Genomic DNA, 24,626 nt, shown 5'->3' on the forward strand with positions numbered 1-24,626 from the left:
TGATTATCAGTGTTTTTTGTTTTTACACATTTTATTTGACATCAAATAAAAGCATCTAAACTCATTAAAAAGGTGTGCAAATCGGTGTGCAATTGTTCACTGAAAATGTAGTAATTTTAAAAGAGCTTTAAGACATAATTTGACTTTCGTCTTTACAAATTATTGTTTAACAAAAAGTCATTTAAAATGAAAACAAAAAGCACTTTCACAGTTATTTTCTTTACAAGAAAATCAAGAAGCAATCCCAACGAAGTTTCCATCTATGTACGTATCACCGTAAAAGGTAAACGAGCAGAGATGAGTCTAAAAAGAAGCGTATTCCAGAATCATTGGGATAGCTCAAAGAACAGAGGTCGAGGCAACTCAGAAAAAATAAAGGCCTTAAATACCTATTTAGACCAAGTATATAGTAAACTACTTGAGTGCCAAAAAGAACTGATAGCAGAAGACAAGGTATTATCTTCAGAAGCAATTAAGTCAAGATATTTAGGAGAAGATGATAATAGCAAAACCTTAAAAGAATTAATAGCTTACCACAATGACAATATGGGGCATGTTCTAAAAGCAGGAACCATGAAGAACTATTACACCACAGAGAGATACCTAAATAAGTATTTACAAAAGAAAAAAAGTTATTTAAAACAATTGAACTTTAGGTTCATCACAGATTTTGAGCAATACTTAAGAACGTATAAAAACTCCAAAAAACAATTGATGTTATCCAATAATGGCGTTATGAAACATTTAGAACGTTTCAAGAAAATGATAAACCTAGCAATAAAATTGGAATGGATGCATAAAAACCCATTTATTCAATTTCAACTAAAATATGATAAATACGATAGAGCATATTTAAACGAAAGAGAATTAGGGTTATTAGAAGACACTGAATTTACAATTGAACGTTTACAGAGGATAAAAGACTGTTTTGTATTCAGTTGCTATATTTATATATCCTAGATATTAAGAGAAACTATAATAAGTATTATCATAAATAAAACCATTAGTTGTGCTAAAATGGTGTAACAATATCAATATAGATTTGATCTTCTAATTTCGTTTTTGAAGCCAAACAATAACAAAAGTAAGGGTCTAACCTTATCACCGAGTTTTTCTCTAAGAACTTTAAAAGCTTTTGTTATTTGCACTTCAACCGTATTAATAGATATCCCCAAGTATTCAGATATTTCTATATTAGAAAGCCCTTCTTTTTTACTAAGTATAAATATTTGTTTACATCTAGGAGGAAGCTTATCTATTTCTTTATTTACAAGATTTATTATTCGATCAATGTTTAATTCCTCAGTATTATTGACAACTTTTTCAAGTGAATTAGCATATTTTTCCTCTAAAACACTTAAAGCTTGCTTGTGTTTATGCTGATTAATAAATTCATTATAGATCGATTTGTATAAAAAACTTTGAATAGTATACTTTGTTTTCAGCTTTTTTCGATGTCTCCAAACATTTAGATATACATTTTGTAAAATATCTTGAGCGAGAGCATGATCGTCAATTAAAGTTAATGCATAGGCAAAAAGTCTTCTAGAGTAAGTGTTAATTAAGTATAAATAGGCTTCATTCTTGCCTTTTTTTAGAGCTTCTACTAATATTTTATTTTCTTTAAAATTCATTAAACATTTTTATTAACTTAATATAGAATTTCATTAAACTTTAAGGCAAATGTAAAAAAAATAAATAAATAGTAGTGGTTTAACAATTTTGCTTTGTAATACTAATAAGGAAGAGGGATATGATAAATAAAAATACAGAAAAATTAATTATCAAGTTTTTAAATAGATCTTTAAATAGTAAAGATTTAGATTATTTAAAAGAATGGATTTTAAATCCGAAAAATGAATCTTTATTCGAAGATTATGTTAGGTCACATTATGAAATCACTATAGGAATGAATGAGCCAGATGTTGAAGACATCAAAGAAAAATTATTTAATGAAATTAGAAAGAACAAATCTTTAATATATATAATAAAGTCAAATCCATTTTATAGATTAGGTGCTGCCGCACTTATTGCATTACTATTTTCATTGCCTTTTATCGTTAAAATATCAACCAATGATATTGAAAATACTACTGTTGTCGTTCAGGAAAATATTAAACCAGGGACAGACAAAGCAACCTTAACATTAGAGGATGGTTCAACTGTACTTTTAGAGAAAGGCAATACTTTTAAAACACAAAATGTAAGCAGTAATGGTGAAGAGATTGTTTATAAAGAAAAGAAACAAAAAACAGAGGAGATTGTATATAATTACCTAACCATCCCCAGAGGCGGTGAATATTTTATAAAGTTGGCAGATGGCACTCAAGTTTGGTTAAATTCAGAATCTCAGTTAAAATATCCTGTAAATTTTGTTGAGGGTAAAACCAGACGCGTAGAATTAGTGTATGGAGAAGCCTATTTTGATGTGTCTCCAAGTACTCAACATAAAGGAGCCAAATTCATGGTGTTTAATCAATCTCAGGAAGTAGAAGTCTTAGGAACAGAATTCAATATAAAAGCCTACAAAGAAGAATCAAACATATATACAACACTAATAGAAGGTAAGGTTGAAGTGAGTAGCTTAGGAATAAAACAAAATTTGATACCCAATCAACAATCAATTTTAGATATAGAAACTAACGAGGTTAAAATTACTGAGGTAAATGTGAATTCTGAAACATCTTGGAGAAAGGGAATATTTAGTTTTAAAGGAAAACCATTAAAAGATATCATGAAAGTAATATCTAGATGGTATGATGTTGATGTTGTTTTTATGAATAAAGAGCTGGAATCAGTCGAATTCTTAGGTGTTATAGATAAAACTCAAAGTATTGAGAGAGTTTTATCAATTATGAAATCCGCTTCAATAAATAATTATAAAATAAATAACAAAACCTTAATACTAGAATAGAGAAGCCGATTTTGATAAGTTACCAAAAATCTAAGAATTTAAAAAAATGAAAAACTTATATGTTTTCTATACACAAAAAGTCAAGATGAGTTCAATGATTTAAAATAACACTTAGAAACTCTAAATAATAATAAACTAAAACCAACAACGCCTATGAAGTAAAAAAACAATTAAAAAAGGAGGATAAAGTTTAGCCCGTGAAAGAAAAAACTATATCCCCGCTGAATTATTATCAATTAATTAATAATGTTTAACTAACTAACTAATAACATACAAATTTATGAAAATTATATTAAGTAATAGTTGTTTTCTGTTCAGAAAGCGACTTTTAATGAACCTTATGAGAACATCCATTTTCTTATTTTGCGCAGTGGTTTTTTCCTTAACACCTATCAATATTGTCTCTCAAAATTCTAAAATTGTAGTTGAAGAAGATAAAACCTTAACAGTTGAGCAGGTTTTTGAACTAATTATGGACCAAACGGACTATAAATTCTTTTTTGAAAAAGGGATATTTAAAACTTTTCCTAAAGTTCAAATAAAGAAAGGAATTATAAAAACAAACAAATTACTGAAACGTAGTTTGTCACAAGGGAATCTTGATATTGAGATTGAAGAAGATAATAGTATCATTATAAAAGAAAAAGCTTTAAATAAAGAAAAAGCTTTAAATATTATAAAGGAAATACAGCAATTCCAAGTTTCAGGGACTATAATCGATGCTAGCGGAATTCCCTTAGCAGGAGCTTCAATTCTTGAAAAAGGAACTACAAATGGCACACAATCAGATTTTGATGGTAAATTTTCTTTAACGACTACTAATGAAAATGCAATACTTGTAATTTCTTATATAGGTTATGCTACAAAAGAAATAACTGTTGATAAAGAGACTAATATATCTGTAGTATTAGAAGAAGACACAACTGGATTGGACGAAATAGTAGTGGTAGCATTTGGTTCGCTAAAAAAATCTAACTTAACCACAGCTGTTGCTACCATATCTGCTGAAGAGATTCAACAAAGACCATTACGTTCTTTAGGAGATGGATTACAAGGATTAGTTGCAGGGTTAAATGTTAACGTGCCAAGTGGAGCACCAGAGGCGGGTGTTAATTTAAACATTCGTGGGTTTACTGGGATAAACCAACAAGGATCACCACTTGTTTTGGTAGATGGTGTAGAACGAAATATCAATGATATAAACCCTAATGACGTAGAAAACATTTCTGTGCTTAAAGACGCTGCTTCTACCGCCATTTATGGGTCTAGAGCACCTTACGGTATTGTTTTGATTACAACAAAAGGCGGAAAGAAAAACCAAAAGTTCCAAATTAACTATTCCAGTAATACAAGAATTGTTACAAATCCCAACCAACCAACACCCAACGATAGTTGGGATCATATGGAATTCACAAATAATGCGTTTAGAAACAATAACCGACCAGATTTTTATCCACAACTAAATATAGACAGAGCCAGAGCTTTTGGAGCTGGAGATTTTAGCAATCCCATTTTTGATGGATTAGATCCTGAACATGTGCCTTTTGGTACTTTTGCTCTTAATCCTACCCAATGGGCAGCTTGGAAAAATGGATTTGCCAATACCAATTGGTTTGATGAGGGTCTTAAAAAAGCCGTATTTAGCCAACAGCATGACCTTAACGTCTCTGGAGGTAGTGAAACAACTTCATTTTATATGGGCTTGGGTTATAACGAGACTAATGGGATATTTAAAGGTATTGATGATTATAAAGATCGTTATTCTGTTTTAGGTAGGTATACAGCCGATGTAACAGACTGGATGCAAGTAAAATTAAGTACTAATTATGTAAGAACAGAAGAAGAAGGTCCTAATGTTTTGGGACAAGGTCGAAACTATAGAACAATTTGGAATGTTATAGCACGTTCCTACCCATGGTTTCCTACCCACAACCCCAATGGAAGTGTTTATCGATTTAATACAACGGCGAACACCTTAGGCCCAGGCGGTAGTGAAGGTGTTAAAAGAAATGATATAACTTTATCTGGAGAGATGGTACTTAAACCATTGAAAGGATGGAAAATAACGGGACAGTATACCTGGAGAGCTAATACTAATGATTTTACAAGAATTACACTGCCAGTATTTCAGGTACTACCTAATGGTCAAGAAGTGCGCACGCAAAGATCAGCACCCAGATCCAGCTTAATTAAACGCACACAAAACACAGCCTATAGTACTGTGAACCTATTTAGTTCTTATGAACGTACTATTGCGGAAAAACACAACTTTTATGTATTGGCAGGTTACCAACAAGAAGAAAATAATTTAAGCCAGTTACAAGTTAATTCCAGCAATTTTTTATCTCCGGCTATTCCAACTGTTGGAACATCGAGAGATATAGATAATGCTACAGACAGACTTATTAGATTGGGCCACTCGTGGCTACTTTGGACGCTTCTCCTACAACTATGATCAAAAGTACTTTTTGGAGTTTAACGGACGATATGATGCTACTTCAAGGTTTAGAGCTGATAAGCGATGGGGGTTTTTTCCATCATTCTCTGGAGCATGGAATGTAGCGAAAGAAAATTTCTGGCCTGTTAAAGACGTTATTTCCGGTTTCAAAATTAGAGGCTCTTGGGCTACTTCCGGAAATGCTAATGTAAATGCTTTGGGAGGTGATAATAATTTTTATTTATTTTCTCCTACTATTCCAGTTAACCAAGTTAACAATATTGCTTTAGGAGGTTCTACAATTACGGCAGCTAGAATACCTGCCATAGTTCCTGAAACCCTTACTTGGGAAAAACCAACCTCTATAGGAATTGGGTTAGATGTTTTAGCATTTAACAATCGTTTAGAGCTGAATTATGATTGGTACCAACGTACCACAAGAGATCAATCCGGGCCACCAAACCCATTGCCAGAAGTATTAGGAACAACACCTCCAGCTACCAATAATTCCGAATCTGAGACCAGAGGTTGGGAGGTAAGTGTAAAATGGCAAGACCAATCTTTTAGTGTATTAGGTAAACCATTTAAATATAGCTTAAGTGCTAGAATGAATGATTATGTAGGTTATGTTACAAAATATGAGCATAATGGTACTGGGGCTATTGGAGGGCAATGGACTCCTGGAGAGGTATTTGGACAGAACAGACTATATACATCAAATGGAATTATCCAAAATGGCACACAATTAAATAATATTGTACCTCATACTGGCACATGGATTTATCCAGGTGATCTTTCAATACAAGATACCAACGGAGATGGTGTTATTAACCAAGGAAATGGTGGTGTATGGTATAGTTTGGGTGATAGAACATTAACAGATAGCTATAGCTACCCGAGATACAGGTATGGCTTTTCGTTGACCGCAGAATGGAACAATTTTAATATTTCAATGAATGCAGACGGGGTTGGACATTGGAAAAGGTTTAGTGGGAACCAATATATATGGGGTCAAGGGGGGAGTGTATTTTTTGCGCCATTTTTCAAGGAAACTACAGACCTAGGGTATTGGACTGCCAATAACCCTGGAGCATTTTTACCACGAAATGGTTATCACGGAAAAAACAGACTACCAACAGATCAATATTTATTAAACTTAGCACATTTAAGAATCAGGAACATTAGATTAGGTTATAATATACCAACCCACCTCGTGCAAAAAATGGGGCTTCGAAGCCTAAATGTTTATGCTAGTGGTGAGAACCTAGGGTTTATTTTCTACAAATCATTTATAAAATTAGATCCACAGTTACTTGCAGCATCTTCAGGAGAAGGTTACCCACCTTCAAGAACGTTCTCATTAGGTTTGAATATTGGATTATAAATAACTTAAAACTATAATTATGAAAATATATATAAATAAAATTACATTAGTATTGTTGGCATGTATTACCCTTACTGCTTGTAGTAAAGATTTTTTAGATAGGGTGCCACTAGATGATTTAAGTGTTGATACTTTTTTTAGTAGTAATGCTGATTTAGAAATTTATGTAAATGGATTATATGGTGCAACTATGCCTCGCTATGACTTTCAAGCTGGCCTTGCAGGATCTAATAATAAAGGAGAAGATATTGGTTCTGATTTTATGATTAACAATTTTAGCCCCACGGGATCATTATTTCAACAAGGAGATTCTGGTATTGCTCCTATAAATAGTGGTACATGGAATACTGCTTATGATAATATTAGAAGGACTAACTTTTTTATTGAAAATTCTACTACTAACTTAGGTTCTCGAGACAATAACAGTGATCATTTTATTGGAGAAGGTTACTTTTTTAGAGCATGGCATTATTTTAATTTATTAAATAACTTTGGAGGTGTTCCTATTATAGATAAAGCATTAGGAACTGGAGATGAAGAACTATTTAAAGAGAGGAATTCTCGCTCTGAAGTAGCTAAATTTATTCTTAAAGATTTAGATTCCGCCATTGTTAATTTATCATGGAAAGGAACAGGTCCAGCGGTTGCGGGACGTATAAATAAAGATGCCGCACTTACAATGAAAGCTCGTGTAGCACTATTTGAAGGTACTTGGCAGTATTATCATGCACAAAATGCGACACCACATTCAGAACCAAATAGTGATGGGACAACCTTTTTACAAATGGTAGAGCCAACAGTACAGCAATTAATTGCTAAAAATGGTAGTAGTATTTATACCAATGGAGGCATATTTAATGAACCATATAATCAATTGTTTGCCATAACAAATGGTGAATCTACTCCCGGGGTATTTTGGTATAGAGTTTATGATACGGAAATCATAACGACCAACAGTCATAACTTTTATAATAACATTACTGATTCTGGACCTGGATTTACAGACCGTCTAGTGAATTTATATCTGGATGCCGATGGAATACCGCAAAGTCTAAGTGCTAGACCTTTAACCACACTTAATGAAAAAGGACAAAATTTGGAACCAAGGTTTAAACAGACCATATGGACTCCGGACAGAGGCCCTATGAACCTATTACCAGGAAGAACGAGTCAAGGAGATTCTCCTTTTCGTTACCCTAATATAAAACCCACAGCAGGGAATTCTACATCTACAGGATATAGACAATGGAAAGGTGCTGTTTTAGGTGATGTAACAAGATATCGTGCAGGAACAGCAGATGATATTTTTATTAGGTATGCCGAAGCTCTATTGGCAATGGCAGAAGCAAAAGCTATTTTAGGAACTATTACGCAGTCTGATATAGATGTTACTGTAAATGTGTTGAGAGGACGCGTGGGAGCACCAGCAATGAACTTAAATGCTATTAATTCTTGGGCGATTAGTTATAGTGCCACTGAAGGGTTTGACCCATCAGGAACTAATATTGTTAATGAAATACGTAGAGAACGTTCTATTGAATTTGTAAACGAAGGCTTTAGGATAAATGATTTAAAACGATGGGCAATATTTGAAAGCGCAATTAATGGCTATCGGCCTAAAGGAGCTCACTTACAAGAATTTTTAGATTACTTTAATGATCCGGCACAATTAATTGCAGATGGCCTAACAGGATCGGCAACTCCGTTTCAAATAACAGCTGATGTAGATGTAAAGGCAGATCCTAACGGATTGATAAATCCCTTTTTTAAAATCCCTGAATTTATTGAAGGCGGACAAGGGTATTTTGTAGATCCGAGAAGTTATTTGAATGCTATTCCAAGTAGTCAAATTGATCTCTATGGAGAAAATGGAACCACGCTTACTCAAAACCCAGGGTGGAATTAATATAAAAAGTTAAATACATAAAATAATATACGATGAAGAAAACAATATATATAATCATTGGGTTAGTAACTATTTTAACGTCTTGTGACCCTCGAGTAGAGTTAGATCGCGGTCAGTTTGGAGATCACGCCTTTATAGATAGAGTAAGGGTGTTTAATCACTTAGTAGAAAGTCACGAACTACAAGAGTTTTTTGAAACTGGAGAATTAACTGATGGAATTCGTAGGAATCTAGTCGATGTATCAACAGTTATAGACAGTACTGCGGCTACTGCGGTAACTACATTATTGGCAGGTACAGATCTTAGTAATGTCGCAATATTTTTTGTTCATAGGGCGGAAAAAATAGAACCAATAGGTAATGCTCCAAAGGCCGGACTTTTAAATGATTTTTCCAGTGGTCCTTATCAATACAAATTGATTTCAGCTGATGGTACTGTAAGAGATTGGACATTGAGTTTTATAGCACCTTAATTTTTTGAGTTAGTTTAGTTTAATTAAAAAGTCACTAGAAAAATTGTATTTTTTTGGTGGCTTTTTTATTAAAAGAGGATATAAGCATACTATACCAATTTAACTTTATGATGTCGCTATAAAGGCATCTATATAATGATGATTTGCTGTAATTGATTTAATAGTTTCGGCACTCATTTTGTTGACCGTTCCATGCAACCACTTTTTTAAATCTTCCATGGATTCAAATCTTTGATTTTTGTAGCGTTGCTTGATATACTGCCAAATTTGTTCACAGGGGTTGAGTTCAGGTGCGTAAGATGGGATTCGCAATAGGTGTATGTTTTGAGGGAGGGTTTCGGGTGCCATGCATCATGCAGTGGAAAGGAATGATTAAAGAGGGAAGTGTATGTGAACAAATAGCAGCCAGCATTGATTTTTACCCAACTTTGGCGAAATTGATCAATATTGACTTAAAAGAGGAAAGAATAATAGATGGTGTTGATATTACCAATTTATTATTGGGCAAAAAGAATAGGATACCGAGAAAGGAGTTTTTTTACATGGATCAGAATAGGGGACTGAAAGCCATAAGAAGCGAGAATTGGAAATTATTTCTAGGAGAAAAACCAATATTGTATAATCTAAAGGATGACATTGGAGAAAGACAAAATGTTGCAGAGAAACATACAGAAATAGTAAAACAGTTAACACAACGCTCAAAGGATTTTGAAGAAAGCTTAAATAAAAACAAAAGAAGATCAGGATTAATACCTATAGAGCAATAAGAAAATGATTATTTACAACACACAGAAAATATTAAAATGAAAAACACATCAATTACCATAGTAACAATTCTATGCCTGTTAAGTTACCTACTAACCCAAGGGCAAAATATAGAATCCATAAAAGAGAAATTTTCTAAAATAGAATTTGAATATGATAAAATAACGGGTATCGGTAATGAAACAGGTTGTACACGCCGAGACCCGAGTGATGTCATAAAGGTAGGTGATGTATATTACGTCTACTATACCAAGGTGTATGGGGTTTCCCCAGGTTATTGGGGTACAATCTGGTACGCCACTTCAACCGATGAAGGCTATACTTGGACAGAACAAGGTGAAATCCTTGGTTTAGGAGAAAAGAATGCGTTTGATTCACAAGCAACGTTTACTCCCAATATCATTTTTGCAAATAATAAATATTATATGTATTACACAGGAGTTAAACCTACTCCAGGTAATGAAAATGGAGAGTTCGAAAACAATTCAACTACAGACATCACAGCCATTGGATTGGCCATATCAGATTTACCAAATGGACCATTTGTGAGGTCAAGCATAGAACCTATTCTCAGGGTAAGTGTTGAGCCTGAAAAGTTTGATAGTTACCGAATTGATGATGCTGTACTTTTGTATCGAAATGGACTTTATTGGCTTTATTATAAAGGACGAAGCCGTGGACATGGGATTGGAGGACCGAGGCATACAGAAATGGGGGTTGCCTTTTCCAAGAATCCAGAGGGGCCGTTCACTAAATTAGACAGACAATTGTTGCCAGGGAGCCATGAAGTAATGTTGTGGCAAGAAGGAGTTGGAATTGGGGCTTTGGCATCTATAAGTAATACATTAGAGTACGCACCAAACGGTGTTGATTTCACAAGTAATAAGCTAGGCATTAAAGTAAAAAATAGACCAAAAGCACCAGGTGTATATCGACAAGATTTAACCGATTCAACAATTAAGGGCGAGGGCTTGAAATGGGGAATATCAATGATACATAATGGAGATGAAGCTTATTTGATAAGATATGAAGTAAGACAAAATGAAGATTAAAATTAACATTACATTTAAAATAATTCTGGTAAGTGTTTTTTCATTATTCATGTCCTGCCAGGGTAATATTGCAAAAAATATAACTAATCAAGAATCCAAGGAGGAAGTAATCTTATCTAAAGGTACCTTTGGCTACGACAAGCAATTTTTAACACAGCATTATAAAAACACCATAGTTTTAGAAAATAAAGCAGAGCAATCAGCAATACTCGTCTCGCCAGAGCTACAAGGCAGAGTAATGACCAGTACCCTAGGAGGAGATAATGGAAAAAGTTTCGGTTGGATAAACCATGACCTAATTGCCTCAAAAAAAATAAATCCTCAGTTTAACGCTTTTGGAGGCGAAGAACGCCTATGGTTAGGACCCGAAGGTGGACAGTTTTCATTGTACTTTCAAAAAGGAACTACCTTCGATTTTGAGAATTGGAAAGTACCCAATATGATAGATACAGAACCATTCGAACTCTTATCAAAAACCAAAGAAACCGCCATATTCAAAAAACAAAAAACACTAGAAAACTATTCAGGAACAACATTTACTTTAGAAATAAGAAGAACCATAAAGTTACTAGATAAGGAAGCCATCAAAACAAGATTAAAACTAAAAGACACAAGCATTTCAGTCGTAGCCTATAATGAAACTGTTAAGGCACATTGTGCCACATCATAAATCGTATAAAGTTATTCCAGCAAGAAATATAACGTTTGCTTTCAATAACATTGGGTATAAAACTATCCAAGAATATGGTAACATTAATTTTTATTGTTTTGACGATTTGGGTGTAGAAACAACTGGAAGACATTTTGGGAAGGACTGTAATGTGATGGGAGAAATCCTTTTATCTCGATATGATTTGTTTATGCAAAGTAAAATTAGAATACACGCTACAACCAATTTAAATGCTCAAGAATTAGAAGAAAGGTACGGTTAGAGTGCGTTCTAGAATGCGACAACTATTCAATTTGATTGCTTTTAACCAAATGAGTAAAGATAAAAGAATTTAAAAAATGTGTATTATAATAAACAATTAAGCTTATTTTACTATATTTGTGTATTATAATAAACAATAAAATGATTGATGCAGTTACAATAAAAGATGTAAAATTGCAATTGGGTGAGCTTTGTAAGCAGAAGAGACAAAGTTACGAAATGTCTCAAGAAGATCTTGCAGAAGCATTGGATATCTCTCGCTATACCATTCAAAAATTTGAGAATGGAAAAAATGCAACATTAGATACAGTGTTGAAAATTGCTAACCATTTCGATTTACTAAACAATTTATATCAAGCCTTAAAGGATATTGAAAAGTCTAACGATATAAACTCATTATATTAAAGATGGCTAAAAATAATATCATAGAAGTTATGTTATTTGGTCAAGAGATAGGAAAACTGGTCTATGATGTAGACAAAAGGGCATCCTATTTTCAATACAACCCTGATTTTTTAGAATCCAATCAATACACCAACATTTTTCCCTACGTATTTAAGCGAATAAAACCAGTACAAGTATTTAATAAATTTGAAGGGGAAACCTTTAGAGGCTTGCCACCAATGATTGCCGATTCGTTACCTGATATGTTTGGTAACATCATCTTCAAGGAATGGTTTGAAGCTAAAAATAAAGAATTCAAAAAAATAAAACCATTAGAGCAGTTAACCTATGTGTCTAATCGTGGAATGGGTGCATTAGAATATCATCCTACAGCCAAAATACCAAAATCATCAACAATCAATATTGATGAAATTGTAGAGGTATTAAATAAAGTGTTGGATTTAAAAAATGAAACGGCGGCAGAAGCATTGAACGATGCGGCACTGTTAAATATATTCAAAATAGGAACCTCTGCAGGAGGCGCACGTCCTAAAATTTTAATCTCTGAACATAAAAAGACAGGCAAAATAATACCTGGAGATATTGAGTATTCAGACGCATATAATCACTATTTGGTAAAGTTATATATGAACGAAGAATGGGGTTATAATAAGGAAAAAGTGGAATATGCGTACTATCTAATGGCCAAAGGGACAGGTATCCAAATGATGCCTTCCAAATTAATAGATAATAAACATTTCGCTACCCTGCGATACGATAGGCAAAATGGAGAAAAGCAACATGTACTAACAGCAACTGGGTTGACGGGTTGGGATTTCAAAAAACCAGATGACGCGAGCTATGAAAATGTGTTCAAGTTAGCGTTAGATCTTAAAGTACCCTACAAGGATATTCAAGAATTGTTTAAACGGATGGTCTTTAATCTCGTTTTTGCAAATATAGACGACCATTTAAAAAACCACAGCTTTATATACAATAAGGAAACCGATGCTTGGGGTTTGGCACCAGCCTACGATTTAACATATCCATTAAATATTAATTTCAATTACAATAATATTTCTAGAGCGCTGTCTATAAATGATAAAAGAGCAGATATTACTTTAGAAGATATCATGACCATTGCAGAAACCTATGCAATAAAAAATCCAAAAGGAATTATTAAAGAAGTTCAAAATGTAATCGAGAGTTGGGAACATATTACAAATGAATTAGAAATACCAGAAAAGGTAAGAAATGGAATTAAAAAGGAATTTATAAGAATTATTAATAATTAAAATGGTTCAGCAATGGAGTATATTCCAGAATGCGGCAACTATTCAATTTAATTGCATTTGATAAAGAGAGTAAAGACTGGATAGGGCGGTCAAAGTGAGCCACCTCGGGCGGTTTAAACTGAGCAGTGTAAATGAGGTACTAAAAGTTGATTCATTTGTGGTTTAAATTTAGTGTTTTTTTGATGGGTTTATATGTTGTCCATTAATGTTTTGCTTCCCGAATCACTCGATTGGTATGCTATCTCAACTATTTCCATGGTTTTTATGGCATCTTCAACCGAGGATATCAATACGTCTTGAGAGCCTTCGACGAATTGCATGATATTGGACATGGTGCCGATGAATGCATCGGGGAACCAGCTTCCTTCAATGGTGGCCGAATGCCATTCGGGTTTTCCATGCTCATCTAAAACACAATATTCAAATGCATCTGGAACACCATGGGGATAATCTAAAAGCAATCCCATTTTTGCTATAATAACGCCTTTGGTGCCTTCCCATTTTATAAAACTTTCTTGGTGTTCCTTTCCGAAGTTATGGTCATGATTTGTGTTAATAGAGGCGCTTATTTCATCACCATAATCGAATAGAATACTACTTCTTGTTGAGGCCACTCTAGAACTTGGGTGTTTTACGGTTTTTGCCATAATACCTTTGGGGTCTCCCAAAAAAGAGCGTATAACATCAATATAATGGATACTGTGGTACAAGATTTCAACACGTGAAATTTTGGCTAAAAAATCCCACAGGTGCCACGGTGTATAAGTGCATAGTTTTACTTTCATGTCATAAACCTCACCAATAGCACCAGAATTAATAATGGATCTGGCAGCATTTACAAAAGGGGCAAAACGCAACTGAAAGTTCATGGCGGCAGTTAAGTTTTTGGATTTGCAAATGGATAAAATATGTTCAGCATTTTGAAGGTTCTCACCCATAGGCTTTTGTATTAAGACTGCTGAATTGTCGGGTAACTTAGGTAGGATATTTGCGATTTCTGACGCTGGAACGGTCACATCAAAAATAGCATGGTGCTCTTTCCCCAATGCAACCAAAGATTCAATGGTATGGCATACGGTTTTAATGTTGTATTGCTCACTTAATGCTTTTGAATTATCAGGATTGAGGTCGTATATCCCAATAACATCAAAACCTGCTTTTTTATATGCAGGTAAATGGGCATCTTTTACAATGCCTCCAGCGCCTATAATGACTATGGGTATGTTGGTTTTAGGTAATTCTTGTTTGGATATAATGGGTATCATGGGCTTTCTATACTATCAATTTTTTGTTGTGCTTCACTAACCAATTCGGCTACTTTTTTATCAGTACTAAAAAGTTCTGTAACCATCACATCGATAACTTCAGAGATTTTACTCCAGTTCATTTTGCGAGGTAATGTTTTTGCGTTGCTATGCAGCATATCTAATTTATGGTAATACGGTACGGTTTGGTTTACGTCTTGGTCTGTCCAAGTCGATTGTCTACAGCCTATGCCACCTTCTAGGGTGAGTAATTTATCGTTTTCGGGGTTTACCGCATATTTTATAAAGTCGTAGGCAATGTCTTTGTGTTTACTGCCTTTTGCAACGGTGTAAAGCCAATAAACGTTTAAGGAAACGCCTTGTCCATTTTTACCAGCGGGAACGTGAGTGATGTCTACACATCCTTTTACCTTGGAGTCCTGGTATACTTCGCACATCGATGCAAAACCAAACCAGTTGACCATCATGGCTATTTCTCCATTGGCAAAGGCCATACCGGATTTTACGGAATCGAAATCCTTGTATTTTGGATGCATGGCATTGGTGTCTTTAATGATGTTTCTGTAAAATTCCAATCCTTCTATGGCTTCGGGGGTATTGATATTGATTGAACCATTTTTATCCAATAGATTACCGCCTCTGGTCCATAGTTGTAAACAAAAGTCGAACACCGTGTTATGGCCGTCAGGAAATAGGGCAAAGGCCGAACCAAATAAGTTTTGTTCCGGACGGTTAAAAAAACGAGCAATTTCATGGAAATCTTCCCAGGTTTTTGGAGGAGAGAGGGGTTTGTTGTGTAAGTTGAAAAAGGTCTCTTGTTCTTTTGGGGCTTCGAACAAATCTTTTCTGTATATTAAACATTCCGGACCATCGTGAAAAGGTAAGCCTAATACTTTGTCTTCAAAGCGTTGCATATGCAATAGCGAATCGGACCATCCATTTGGATAATCATTAGGAGCATTCAATTTTATGAAAGGAGTTAAATCTTCTAAGGCGTTGATGTGGTGTGCTTCGGTAATCCAATCGGTATTTATGTGGGCAACGTCCCAATTTCCATTTTTCAGTCCTTTTTCGTTACCTAAAGTTGCATCATATAAAGGATGAAGGTCCATGGGGATGGCTTCCAACTCTAGGGAGCAATTGGTTTCTTTGCAAAAGGCATCCCATGTTTTTTTTAAGGCCGTTTCAAATGGGCCAAATTTCCGAACGGCAATTCTAAATTTGTTACTCATGACGATTATAAATTAAACTCTGAAACAATATGTTTGTTATGCTCGCCCAAATTGGGAGTTCCTTTTGGTGACAACAGTATGTCTCCATCAATACGGATAGGGCATCGAATGGTTTTAAATTTAAAACCGTTCTCCATTTCAACCACTTGTTCCATTTTAAGTACTTGGTAGGCCTCAGTTTCCATTAATGTCTTCCAATCCATAACTTCAGAGCACCAAATATCAGCAGGTTCTAATATTGCTAACCATTGTTTTGTGGTCCCCGTCATCAAATGTTTTGATAAAATATATTTTATCTCTTCTCTCTTGTCAAACAAAGAAGAAGGTGTTTTATATGCGGTTAATGCTTCACATTTCAATAGATTACCTAATATAGGTATTTTTCCCATGGCCAAAGCTAAATAACCATCTTTTGTTTTGTAGATGCCATAAGGTGCACCGAGGTAAGAATGGGCATTATTGGATTTTGTTCTTTCAACAGGCTGCCCTCCGTCGGTAAAGCAAGTAGTAATGGTTTCAAACTGTAAGTCGATTACAGACTCCAGCATACTTACTTCAACTTTGGCTCCTTTGCCTGTAATACCTTTTCTAATAAGTGCGGCCAAAACACCTTGAACCAAGTGTGCGCCAGAAATTATGTCTACAATAGCGAGCCCCATTGGCACAGGGCCATCATTTTTGTTTCCTGTTAGCCATGTTAACCCAGAAAGTGATTGTAGTAATAGATCCTGCCCGGGTTTGTCTTTCCATGAACCCTCTTTACCATAACCCGATATTTCACCGTAAACTATTTCTGGTTTGATTTTGGAAACGGTACTATAATCCAAGCCTAGCCTTTCAATTACACCAGGTCTAAAGTTGTGTATGACCACATCGGCTTGCGCTAAGAGTTTTTTTATGCGTTTTAAATCTATGGGGCTCTTTAAATCGGCTTCAAAACTTTCTTTATTTCTGTTAATGGCGTGGAACACGGTTGAATTGCCATTTAATTCCACGTTAGATACATAGAACTGTCTGCAAATATCCCCGGTTACGGGGCGTTCAACTTTAATGACCCTAGCCCCTAGGTCGGCCAATTTTAGACTGGCCGATGGCCCAGATAAAAACTGACAAAATACAATAACCAATAAGCCTTCTAAAGGTTTCATTTAATATCTTTTTTATAATTTATGGGATTCGGTATAAATGGCATTTAATTTGTTTACGGCTTTTTCAGCCGAAATTTTTCCGGAAATGGCATCGTGTACTATGGGACTTGCATTATCTTGAAAATACATATATCCATAATATTGTGGACGCATTATAGCTTCATCTAGAGTTTGTAGCGTGTCTATAAAGAAGTTGTTACTTTGTTTGTTTACTTCTTCATTTAACCATGATTGTCTATGTCCAGGCTGTCCTCCAAAGTCAAAGTAAAGCCCTGATTGTGTTTTTTCTATAGCGTTAAATTGTGCATATTTCATAGCAATCTTGGGATGCTTTGTATTAGAAGATACTGCTATGCCAGCACCGCCTAAAATTGAACGCAACCTCTTACCGTTAAAAGAGACCAAACCTCCAGCTTTCAAAATTTTGTCCGCATAATTCTTTTTTGAATAATTAGAGTATCCATAATTGAAGGGACTATATATTATTTCATCTGTACTTGTCATAAGTTCAGCGATGTGTATTGGGTTCATTTCTAAGCAATATGAAGGTGCTAGATCTACCAGTTCTTTGTACATCTTTATAGCGTTTATCATAATTGCCTGAGGAGCTACTTCCGTTTTGCTTGTAAAAATAGAGGCACCTAAGGCGGAGCATAGCATGTAATGGTGCATTAATGTGTCAATAGGTATAGATGCAAAAGCTACTTTTCCGGTTTTGGTTAATGCTAACAAATCTTCCCATGTCTTAGGAATTCGAATATTGTGTTTGCTTATTAAATCTTCCCTCCAAGTCGCAATGGGTGTTGCTGCATCTGTTGCCAATGTCCATTGTTTGTTATTTACATTGTAACTTACATGTGATTTTCCCACACTGTTTTTTGCTAATTCTTCTATGAATTCGGTGCTTAAAAAATCATCGAAGGCTAAAAGGTTATTGTCACGCGCAGCAATTGAAATATGGGGGTTGTCCATAATCAACAAATCATACTTATTTGTTAATTCATCTAATGAAGCATCTGCAAATGCTTGAAGCGATCTTTTTTCCCATGTAATTCTTACGTTTGGATTTAACTCTTCAAATCGTTGTGCCGTAGCAACTACAGATGTAAATCCTCGAGTATGATTCCAGGCAATTCCTTTTAGTGCTATTTTTTTTTTGGTGTTCATCTTATTAAATTAATAATCTTTTATTATTACATGACTAGTGAATTCTATGCATGCTGCCATAGGTAATTATTATAAAAGAGCAAACCAAAACAATTAGCCCTGTTATTAATATAACATAGGTTTGCTTAGTAACATTTTTCCACTCTTTCATTAATACACCAACAATATAACAAAAAAAGATAAGCATGGCCAATATGGATGACTCAGCTTGCAAATTTAAAATCTCCCATTCTAACATGGCCCAAGCCATAAAAGAAGAATTGAAAATACCATAAGCCACCAGATAAGATGGATAAAAGCAGGTTTTGTGACCAAACTTTTGTACCCAGTTGTTTTACGGAGACCAATTCTTTTATGGTTTTTTGGGTTATTAACCAAAATTATATATGCTCTAATAAGGATAGAACTACATTCCAGATAACCTTACTTTTTCCTTACCTTATATTACAATTCTACCATTGTCATAGTTTTTTAATAAAAGATTCATACCCCCTAATTCAAATACCACATCACACTATCTTCAAGTGTTTTTGCTACGTTAACTATTATTTCGTTCTTGCCATTATCCAGTCTTACACCTTTAAAAATATAATGTACTTTTGTTTGACCTATTTCATAGGACTTGTGTATTTTGCTATTTACTTTTAGTGTCGGTACTCCCTCATTGGAATACACATGAATATCGGTAACTTTATTGGTCTCAAATTTAGTTAAAACTATGCACTTTAGTGCACCTCGCTTTAGCTTCTAAAAATTTTTATCTTTGGTTTATGTCAGAGCAAAGAGTAAATGGACATACTGTTTCTAGATTAACAGTATATATAGTTTGGAGTACAAAATACAGATATTCAGTTTTGGGAGGTGATATCCAAAAAAAGTGTAGGTCTATATTGATACAGATTTGTGATGCGGAAGGGATAAATATCTTGAAAGGGGTTGTTAGTAAAGATCATGTTCATATGCATATAGAATATCGTCCATCACAAGATATTAGCAGTTTAGCAAAGAAAATGAAGGGGAGAAGTTCTCGTCGATTGCAGCAAGAGTTCCCGAAATTGCACAAAAAATATTGGGGGCGGCATTTTTGGGCTATAGGATTTGGTTGTTGGAGTACTGGTAATATTACAGATGAAATGGTAAATGAATATTTAGAACATCATCGCAAATCAAACAATGATACAGATTCTTTTATACTTGAGTAATCACGAATTGTTTGCGTACTGCTGACTTTAGTCAGATTTAAAAACCTATGGTACTTTAGTCCATAGTGGTTTATTTAATCGAGAAGTTGTTGGTTGGGCAATGAATGATAATTTAAGTACAGAGGCTACTATCATTCCAGCATGGAATATGACAATTAATAAACATAAAATAACAAAAGAATTGATTTTTCATTCAAACAGAGGTTCCCAATATGCTAGTTATGCGTTTACCAATATTATTAAAAAATATAATGGTATTGTAAAACAATCAATGAGTCGAAAAGGAAATTGTTGGGACAATGCTGTAGCTGAAAGTTTCTTTAAAAGCTTAAAAGTGGAATGATATATAAACACGAGTATGATTTTAAACAACAAGCTGAATTATTTATCTTTGATTGGATAGAAACTTGGTATAAAAAACAGAAGACATTCTGCTTTAGGAATGAAATCGATTAATCAATTTGAATTAGAAATGTATAACAATAATTTAGACGCATAGTCTCTTAACTATCTGTCCACTTTTTTGTTGCAAGTCCAATCCAATTGATGGCGGGTTTGTAACACTAAATGGATAACAATTAAAGTAAAAAGTTAAAACATATTTACAGAGTTAGCATCCAACTACGTTGCAGTTTTTTAAATTTTTTCAATTCTCTTCTTAAAATTGGTAAAAAATCTTTTCCATTACTATTAGATCGTTCTAAGCGATACGAGTTTTTATATAGCATATTAGTAATACGCTTAAGCGATGCAATATGTTTATACTTTCTCTCTGAATAACGCTCTAATTCTGCATTTACAATTTCTGGAACTAAGGAGACTGATTGCTGTACAATATCTCCTGAAAAATAAATATTATTATCTTCAGAACCATCCTCTTTTAAAGCAGATAAATCATGATTTAAGTAGGTAGATATATTTTGAGACAAAGCAAAAATATCTAGAGCTTTTTTGTAAATCGGTAATTCCGATAGATTTTGTGGGGTACTAGTCAACATATTCTTAATCTCTGTTGCAATTTTATCAAAATTACTCACTAGAAACCACAATATTCTTTTGATTTTAAAGTAAATCCGTATATTTGCTTTAAATATTAATATTTTAATACTTAATTTCTTTAAATGAGTATTGACAGCCTAAATAGGAAGATTTTAAAGTGTTTGCAAGAAAACGCAAGACAATCTAATGCAGAAATTGGAAGACAAGTTGGTATTAGTTCGCCTGCTGTTTCTGAACGCATAAAAAAAATGGAAGACTTAGGTGTTATTGAAGATTATAAAACCTTAGTTTCTCCATTCAATTTAGGGTACCAGTTTAAAGCTATAATTACTTTGCGTGCTTTTATGGGCAAGTTAAAACCATTTTTAGAAAAAGTAAAAACCTATGATGAGGTTATAAATTGTTATAGAATTACTGGCGACGAAAATATTGTTATGGAAGTAGTTTTAAAAGACCAAAAGCATCTTGAGAAATTTATTGACCAATTAATTATTTATGGCGAAAGTAAAACACAAATTGTTTTATCAAGTGTTGTAAAACAAAAAGAAGTTAAACCAATTTAAATTATGAATTAACTCGCCAAGGCGGATTTTTTCTGTTTTTTCCTGCTTTATATAAAATGATATGATTACCATCTAAATCGTTTAAATGCGCTTCTCTCCACAGCCACATTTTATCTTCAGGTTCACTTGTAAATTCAATACCTTTTGCTTTTAGTTGCTTTACTAATTCATCAAGATTGTCATTTTCAAAATAGATTGTAATTCCACTTTCTTTGCTTAACTCATCAACTTTATGAATTGAAAAAGTAGAATTTCCATTAGGACATTCAAATCTTACATAATTTGGAGATGCATCTACGATAAGATGCAACCCCAAAATTTTGTAAAATGCTGTTCCTTTTTCAACGTTTAAAGACGCAATGCTAATTTGATTTAAATCCATAAAATTTCTTTTTCTTCTTCTTCTTTTAGTTTCTTTTTTCTATTTAAATATTTACCTAATATAAACAATAGAAAAACGCAAAGGGCTGCTAATATGGTTATAATATACCACGTGTTTTTAAAACCTAGTTTATCTGTCATTTGTAAACCAGCATTATGTCCAAAAATATGAGCTATTGAAAACGCTATAGTGTACAAAGCCATATATTCACCTTGGTTTCCTTTTTTTGCTCTATCCATTGCAAATGCATTCGAAAAAGGAAAAGCAATCATTTCTCCAAAGGTCATTAAAAGCATACCAAAAATTAAAACACCTGTCCACGGTGTAAAATTTAAAATAAGAAAACTTAAGCCTGTTAATAGACCACCAAAAAGCATCAAACCAGTTTTAGTAAATGTTGTGTTTTCTAACCATTTTATTACGGGCATTTCAAATACAAATATTAAAAAACCATTCATGCCTAATAGTACGCCAATTTCTATTTCAGTTAATTGATGCACATCTTTATAATATATTGGCATTGTTGAAAAATATTGTAAAAATACAACACCAAAAAACATCATAGACACTAAAAATATTAAAAACGCCTTATCATGATAAGCAGATTTAGGATTTTTAGCTTTTATTTCATCAATTAGTTTTGTTGTTTTTGGGTTTAAAACGTTTATTAAAACTAATGCTGCTAAAATACAAGTGATGCCATCTACCCAAAATAAACCACTATAACTTAAAGTGGTTATTATAAATCCACCAATTGCAGGACCAGCAGAAAACCCAAGATTAATGGCTAGCCTAATAAGTGTTACCGATCGTGTTTTATTTTCTAGTTTGCTGTAAGCACTTAATGCAACAAACATGGCAGGACGAAACATATCAGCCACCAACATAACCAGTAAAATACCCATACAAAAAGATACAAAGGTTGTTAGAAATTGTAATGCTACAAACAAAATGCCAGTTGCTAGTAAACTAAAAACCATAACTTTATAAAAACCAATTTTATCGGTTAATTGTCCGCCAATCCAAGAACCAATAACAGAACCTAAACCAAAAGCACTCATAACCCAGCCAACATCACTTATACTAAAATCTAAATCCTCTTTAAGATAAAGTGATAAAAATGGTATTACCATGGTACCAGCTCTATTAATTAGCGTTATTAAAGCAAGCCACCAAACTTCTCTAGAGAGTCCATTAAAAGTGTTTAGGTAATTGTTAAATAGTGTTTTCATTAGTTCTAATTGTTCAAGTTGTTTTTTCTACATATTTAATTTTTTTGTTAAAGTCTGTAATAGACTAAAAATAAAAAGTCCGACTGGGAAGTCGGACTTTTTAATATTGTAATATTTTATAATCATATCACCACAATATATAATAAGCCCAACTCCTTGTCTTTAAACAAGAGGTCCATTGCTTTCTATAAATAGTGACGTTAATGCGCATTTTTTTCATTTTATAATGAGACAAAACTATATAAAATTTTTGTAAGTTGTATTTTTGAATAAAATAAAGTTAAAAAAATGTACAAAAGATTTTTAGTTATAAGTATAATTCTGCTATTTATATCCTGCGGAAGTTATTCTTTTCAGAGATTTTATAATAACCATAAATCAGATATTGGAGCAACTTATTTTCATGTGCCTAATTTTATGAAAGCTATTTTAAGGAATATTTCACCAGAAGTTGAAGCGGTAGTTGGTAATATATCCGATTTTAAATATATAAAGATAAAAAATATTAATACTGTTAAGCGCCAAAGTATTATTGCAGAAATAAATCAGGTTACCAATTCTGGTTTTACTGATATGTTTAGAAAAAATGAGTTAATCAATACGCGAATTATTTCTGTACGCGAAGCAGGAATAGTTGTAACAGATGCTATTATTTTTAATAGTAACTAAACCGAAACAACAGCATTTTATTTAAAAGGAAATTTTAATCCAGATAAAATAAAATCACTTTCAGATGAAGATGCGTTTAACAAATTTTCGTCTCAGCTAATTCAAGCCTATCAATCTAATATTAATCCATCGTTTAATCCAGAAAACTAAAACAAGCTAGAAAACAATTATTTGGTAAGCATTAAATCACTAAATTTTAAATAGATGAGAATATATGTTTTATTTTTTACTTTATGTGTGATTCTTTGTAGTTGCAAACAAGAAAAAAGACCTGTTTTAGGAGAAACCGAATACCAAAAAGAGCAAAATGCAAATTTTAAAGATGCTACAATATCACCTCTAAAAGATAAAGATAGAAAAGATTTTAAAGGGTTAGAGTTTTTTAAATTCGATTCTACTTACGTAATTAAAACAAGTTTTAAAAGAACACCTAACGAGACAGTTTTTAAAATGAAAACGACCACAGATAGAGAACCGGAGTATGTTAAATATGGTGAATTAAATTTTGATTTAAAAGGGAAAAACTTCACGTTAAACATATATCAAAATCAAGGTTTGATTGATAAAGAAGGTTATGATGATTATTTATTTCTACCTTTTTTAGATGAAACAAACGGAATAGAAAGTTATGGTGGCGGGCGCTATATTGATGCCAGAATACCCAAAAATGATTCTATGGTAATAGATTTTAATAAAGCATATAACCCTTATTGCGCTTATAATGACAAATATTCTTGCCCCATAGTACCACGAGAAAATTATTTAAATACAAGGATTGAAGCTGGTGTTAAAACTTTTGGGAAGTATTGAGTTTTAAACGAATTTGTCGGTTTTTTTCTGATAAAGCCAAATATCACTTCACTAAAAACATGCCTAAAAAAACGGCTAAAAAACCAATAACAAAACTCCCTATGGTATACAATGCAAAACTTGTGAAATCGCCAGATTTTAAAAACACATGGTTCTCGTAAGCAAAAGTAGAAAAGGTTGTAAAACCACCACAAAACCCTGTGGCTAAAAGTAAGGTTTGGCTTTGGGTTAACGAATCGTTTTTTGCTGCTAAACCTAATACAATACCAATAAGTAAACTACCAATAATATTAGCCGCAAACGTACCATAAGGTATACCTGTTGCTGTAGAATTTAAATATTTACCAATTACATAGCGCAGTACACTACCAAAACCGCCACCAACAAAAACTAATAAAAGTTGTTTCATTTATGTA

The 24,626-nt window shown here is 33.4% G+C and carries 27 protein-coding genes and 2 pseudogenes; 17 read left to right on the plus strand and 12 right to left on the minus strand.

The annotated features are described in order from the left end of the window. Positions 1 to 186 precede the first annotated feature (186 nt). Positions 187 to 960: a phage integrase SAM-like domain and Arm DNA-binding domain-containing protein gene (locus L3X37_RS05215; RefSeq protein WP_237239114.1), complete on the plus strand. Its 774-nt coding sequence runs from the start codon at positions 187 to 189 to the stop codon at positions 958 to 960. Positions 961 to 1,031: 71 nt separating this feature from the next. Here the strand turns inward: L3X37_RS05215 and L3X37_RS05220 are convergent, their stop codons facing one another. Beyond that, positions 1,032 to 1,634 carry an RNA polymerase sigma factor gene (locus L3X37_RS05220; RefSeq protein ID WP_237239115.1) on the minus strand — a complete coding sequence of 201 codons (603 nt, stop codon included), beginning with the start codon at positions 1,632 to 1,634 and terminating at the stop codon, positions 1,032 to 1,034. Positions 1,635 to 1,753: 119 nt separating this feature from the next. Between L3X37_RS05220 and L3X37_RS05225 the strand changes: the two genes are divergently transcribed. The 5 genes from L3X37_RS05225 to L3X37_RS05245 all read left to right on the plus strand — a co-directional run bounded on the left by L3X37_RS05225 (position 1,754) and on the right by L3X37_RS05245 (position 9,114). After that, on the plus strand, positions 1,754 to 2,914 hold the full coding sequence (locus L3X37_RS05225) for a FecR family protein (protein ID WP_237239116.1): 1,161 nt from the start codon (positions 1,754 to 1,756) through the stop codon (positions 2,912 to 2,914). A gap of 340 nt (positions 2,915 to 3,254) precedes the next feature. Continuing rightward, positions 3,255 to 5,369, plus strand: a complete 2,115-nt coding sequence (locus tag L3X37_RS05230) for a SusC/RagA family TonB-linked outer membrane protein (RefSeq protein ID WP_237239117.1) — start codon at positions 3,255 to 3,257, stop codon at positions 5,367 to 5,369. Then, positions 5,302 to 6,735, plus strand: coding sequence for a SusC/RagA family TonB-linked outer membrane protein (locus tag L3X37_RS05235; protein ID WP_237239118.1), 1,434 nt, complete (start codon positions 5,302 to 5,304; stop codon positions 6,733 to 6,735). Before L3X37_RS05230 ends, L3X37_RS05235 begins: the two co-directional genes overlap by 68 nt. A gap of 19 nt (positions 6,736 to 6,754) precedes the next feature. Next, positions 6,755 to 8,641, plus strand: coding sequence for a RagB/SusD family nutrient uptake outer membrane protein (locus L3X37_RS05240; protein ID WP_237239119.1), 1,887 nt, complete (start codon positions 6,755 to 6,757; stop codon positions 8,639 to 8,641). Positions 8,642 to 8,673: 32 nt separating this feature from the next. Further along, positions 8,674 to 9,114, plus strand: a complete 441-nt coding sequence (locus L3X37_RS05245) for a DUF5018-related domain-containing protein (protein ID WP_237239120.1) — start codon at positions 8,674 to 8,676, stop codon at positions 9,112 to 9,114. A 105-nt stretch (positions 9,115 to 9,219) separates the two neighbouring features. Here L3X37_RS05245 and L3X37_RS05250 read toward each other — a convergent pair whose 3' ends face one another. Next, the gene (locus L3X37_RS05250) at positions 9,220 to 9,462 is read right to left on the minus strand and encodes a transposase (protein ID WP_237239121.1); all 243 of its coding nucleotides are present in this window, start codon (positions 9,460 to 9,462) and stop codon (positions 9,220 to 9,222) included. A 5-nt stretch (positions 9,463 to 9,467) separates the two neighbouring features. On the opposite strand from L3X37_RS05250, the gene L3X37_RS05255 reads away from it, so the two are divergent. From L3X37_RS05255 to L3X37_RS05280, 6 genes and pseudogenes are all read left to right on the plus strand, one after another. After that, a complete protein-coding gene (locus L3X37_RS05255) occupies positions 9,468 to 9,881 on the plus strand; it encodes a sulfatase/phosphatase domain-containing protein (protein WP_237239122.1) in 414 nt (137 codons plus the stop codon). Positions 9,882 to 9,917: 36 nt separating this feature from the next. After that, a complete protein-coding gene (locus L3X37_RS05260; protein WP_237239123.1) occupies positions 9,918 to 10,931 on the plus strand; it encodes a family 43 glycosylhydrolase in 1,014 nt (337 codons plus the stop codon). A gap of 49 nt (positions 10,932 to 10,980) precedes the next feature. Further along, positions 10,981 to 11,601, plus strand: a complete 621-nt coding sequence (locus L3X37_RS05265) for a DUF6786 family protein (protein ID WP_369409876.1) — start codon at positions 10,981 to 10,983, stop codon at positions 11,599 to 11,601. Then, a pseudogene (locus L3X37_RS05270) lies at positions 11,564 to 11,936 on the plus strand (ATPase); the annotation flags it as partial. The gene L3X37_RS05265 and the pseudogene L3X37_RS05270, both read left to right, overlap by 38 nt. A gap of 67 nt (positions 11,937 to 12,003) precedes the next feature. Next, the gene (locus L3X37_RS05275; protein WP_237239125.1) at positions 12,004 to 12,267 is read left to right on the plus strand and encodes a helix-turn-helix domain-containing protein; all 264 of its coding nucleotides are present in this window, start codon (positions 12,004 to 12,006) and stop codon (positions 12,265 to 12,267) included. Between the two features lie 2 nt (positions 12,268 to 12,269). After that, a complete protein-coding gene (locus L3X37_RS05280; protein WP_237239126.1) occupies positions 12,270 to 13,541 on the plus strand; it encodes a type II toxin-antitoxin system HipA family toxin in 1,272 nt (423 codons plus the stop codon). Between the two features lie 188 nt (positions 13,542 to 13,729). On the opposite strand, the gene L3X37_RS05285 is transcribed toward L3X37_RS05280, so the two are convergent. The 6 genes from L3X37_RS05285 to L3X37_RS15380 are packed head-to-tail and all read right to left on the minus strand — an operon-like array spanning position 13,730 to position 18,700. Continuing rightward, positions 13,730 to 14,806 carry a Gfo/Idh/MocA family protein gene (locus tag L3X37_RS05285; RefSeq protein WP_237239127.1) on the minus strand — a complete coding sequence of 359 codons (1,077 nt, stop codon included), beginning with the start codon at positions 14,804 to 14,806 and terminating at the stop codon, positions 13,730 to 13,732. After that, complete coding sequence (locus L3X37_RS05290; RefSeq protein ID WP_262910786.1) at positions 14,803 to 16,038, minus strand: extracellular solute-binding protein; 1,236 nt, start codon at positions 16,036 to 16,038, stop codon at positions 14,803 to 14,805. Before L3X37_RS05290 ends, L3X37_RS05285 begins: the two co-directional genes overlap by 4 nt. 5 nt (positions 16,039 to 16,043) lie before the next feature. Further along, positions 16,044 to 17,186, minus strand: a complete 1,143-nt coding sequence (locus L3X37_RS05295; protein ID WP_237239129.1) for a CaiB/BaiF CoA transferase family protein — start codon at positions 17,184 to 17,186, stop codon at positions 16,044 to 16,046. Between the two features lie 12 nt (positions 17,187 to 17,198). Next, a complete protein-coding gene (locus L3X37_RS05300; RefSeq protein WP_237239130.1) occupies positions 17,199 to 18,353 on the minus strand; it encodes an ABC transporter substrate-binding protein in 1,155 nt (384 codons plus the stop codon). A gap of 34 nt (positions 18,354 to 18,387) precedes the next feature. Next, positions 18,388 to 18,603, minus strand: coding sequence for an L-rhamnose/proton symporter RhaT (locus L3X37_RS05305; protein WP_237239131.1), 216 nt, complete (start codon positions 18,601 to 18,603; stop codon positions 18,388 to 18,390). After that, positions 18,557 to 18,700, minus strand: coding sequence for an L-rhamnose/proton symporter RhaT (locus tag L3X37_RS15380; RefSeq protein ID WP_369409875.1), 144 nt, complete (start codon positions 18,698 to 18,700; stop codon positions 18,557 to 18,559). Before L3X37_RS15380 ends, L3X37_RS05305 begins: the two co-directional genes overlap by 47 nt. A gap of 423 nt (positions 18,701 to 19,123) precedes the next feature. On the opposite strand from L3X37_RS15380, the gene tnpA reads away from it, so the two are divergent. Then, the gene (gene tnpA, locus L3X37_RS05310; protein WP_237239132.1) at positions 19,124 to 19,555 is read left to right on the plus strand and encodes an IS200/IS605 family transposase; all 432 of its coding nucleotides are present in this window, start codon (positions 19,124 to 19,126) and stop codon (positions 19,553 to 19,555) included. Positions 19,556 to 19,625: 70 nt separating this feature from the next. After that, positions 19,626 to 20,054 (plus strand): annotated as a pseudogene (locus L3X37_RS05315) (integrase core domain-containing protein); the annotation flags it as partial. 103 nt (positions 20,055 to 20,157) lie between these two features. On the opposite strand, the gene L3X37_RS05320 reads toward L3X37_RS05315, so the two are convergent. Next, the gene (locus tag L3X37_RS05320; protein WP_237239133.1) at positions 20,158 to 20,553 is read right to left on the minus strand and encodes a hypothetical protein; all 396 of its coding nucleotides are present in this window, start codon (positions 20,551 to 20,553) and stop codon (positions 20,158 to 20,160) included. A gap of 123 nt (positions 20,554 to 20,676) precedes the next feature. Here L3X37_RS05320 and L3X37_RS05325 point away from each other — a divergent pair, with 123 nt between their 5' ends. Continuing rightward, positions 20,677 to 21,117 carry an Lrp/AsnC family transcriptional regulator gene (locus L3X37_RS05325; protein WP_237239134.1) on the plus strand — a complete coding sequence of 147 codons (441 nt, stop codon included), beginning with the start codon at positions 20,677 to 20,679 and terminating at the stop codon, positions 21,115 to 21,117. Between the two features lies 1 nt (position 21,118). Here L3X37_RS05325 and L3X37_RS05330 read toward each other — a convergent pair whose 3' ends face one another. Both L3X37_RS05330 and L3X37_RS05335 read right to left on the minus strand, forming a co-directional pair. After that, complete coding sequence (locus tag L3X37_RS05330) at positions 21,119 to 21,499, minus strand: VOC family protein (RefSeq protein ID WP_237239135.1); 381 nt, start codon at positions 21,497 to 21,499, stop codon at positions 21,119 to 21,121. Continuing rightward, complete coding sequence (locus L3X37_RS05335) at positions 21,490 to 22,731, minus strand: MDR family MFS transporter (RefSeq protein WP_237239136.1); 1,242 nt, start codon at positions 22,729 to 22,731, stop codon at positions 21,490 to 21,492. The genes L3X37_RS05330 and L3X37_RS05335 overlap by 10 nt, the downstream gene beginning before the upstream one ends. Before the next feature lie 288 nt (positions 22,732 to 23,019). On the opposite strand from L3X37_RS05335, the gene L3X37_RS05340 reads away from it, so the two are divergent. Both L3X37_RS05340 and L3X37_RS05345 read left to right on the plus strand, forming a co-directional pair. Continuing rightward, positions 23,020 to 23,400 (plus strand): hypothetical protein, encoded by a 381-nt coding sequence (locus tag L3X37_RS05340; protein WP_237239137.1) that lies wholly within the window; start codon positions 23,020 to 23,022, stop codon positions 23,398 to 23,400. A gap of 204 nt (positions 23,401 to 23,604) precedes the next feature. Beyond that, positions 23,605 to 24,210, plus strand: a complete 606-nt coding sequence (locus L3X37_RS05345; protein WP_237239138.1) for a DUF1684 domain-containing protein — start codon at positions 23,605 to 23,607, stop codon at positions 24,208 to 24,210. Between the two features lie 43 nt (positions 24,211 to 24,253). On the opposite strand, the gene crcB is transcribed toward L3X37_RS05345, so the two are convergent. After that, positions 24,254 to 24,619, minus strand: a complete 366-nt coding sequence (crcB, locus tag L3X37_RS05350) for a fluoride efflux transporter CrcB (protein ID WP_237239139.1) — start codon at positions 24,617 to 24,619, stop codon at positions 24,254 to 24,256. Between the last annotated feature and the right edge of the window lie 7 nt (positions 24,620 to 24,626).

Origin of the sequence: Wocania arenilitoris (assembly GCF_021728535.1) — a bacterium.
GTDB lineage: Bacteria > Bacteroidota > Bacteroidia > Flavobacteriales > Flavobacteriaceae > Wocania_A > Wocania_A arenilitoris.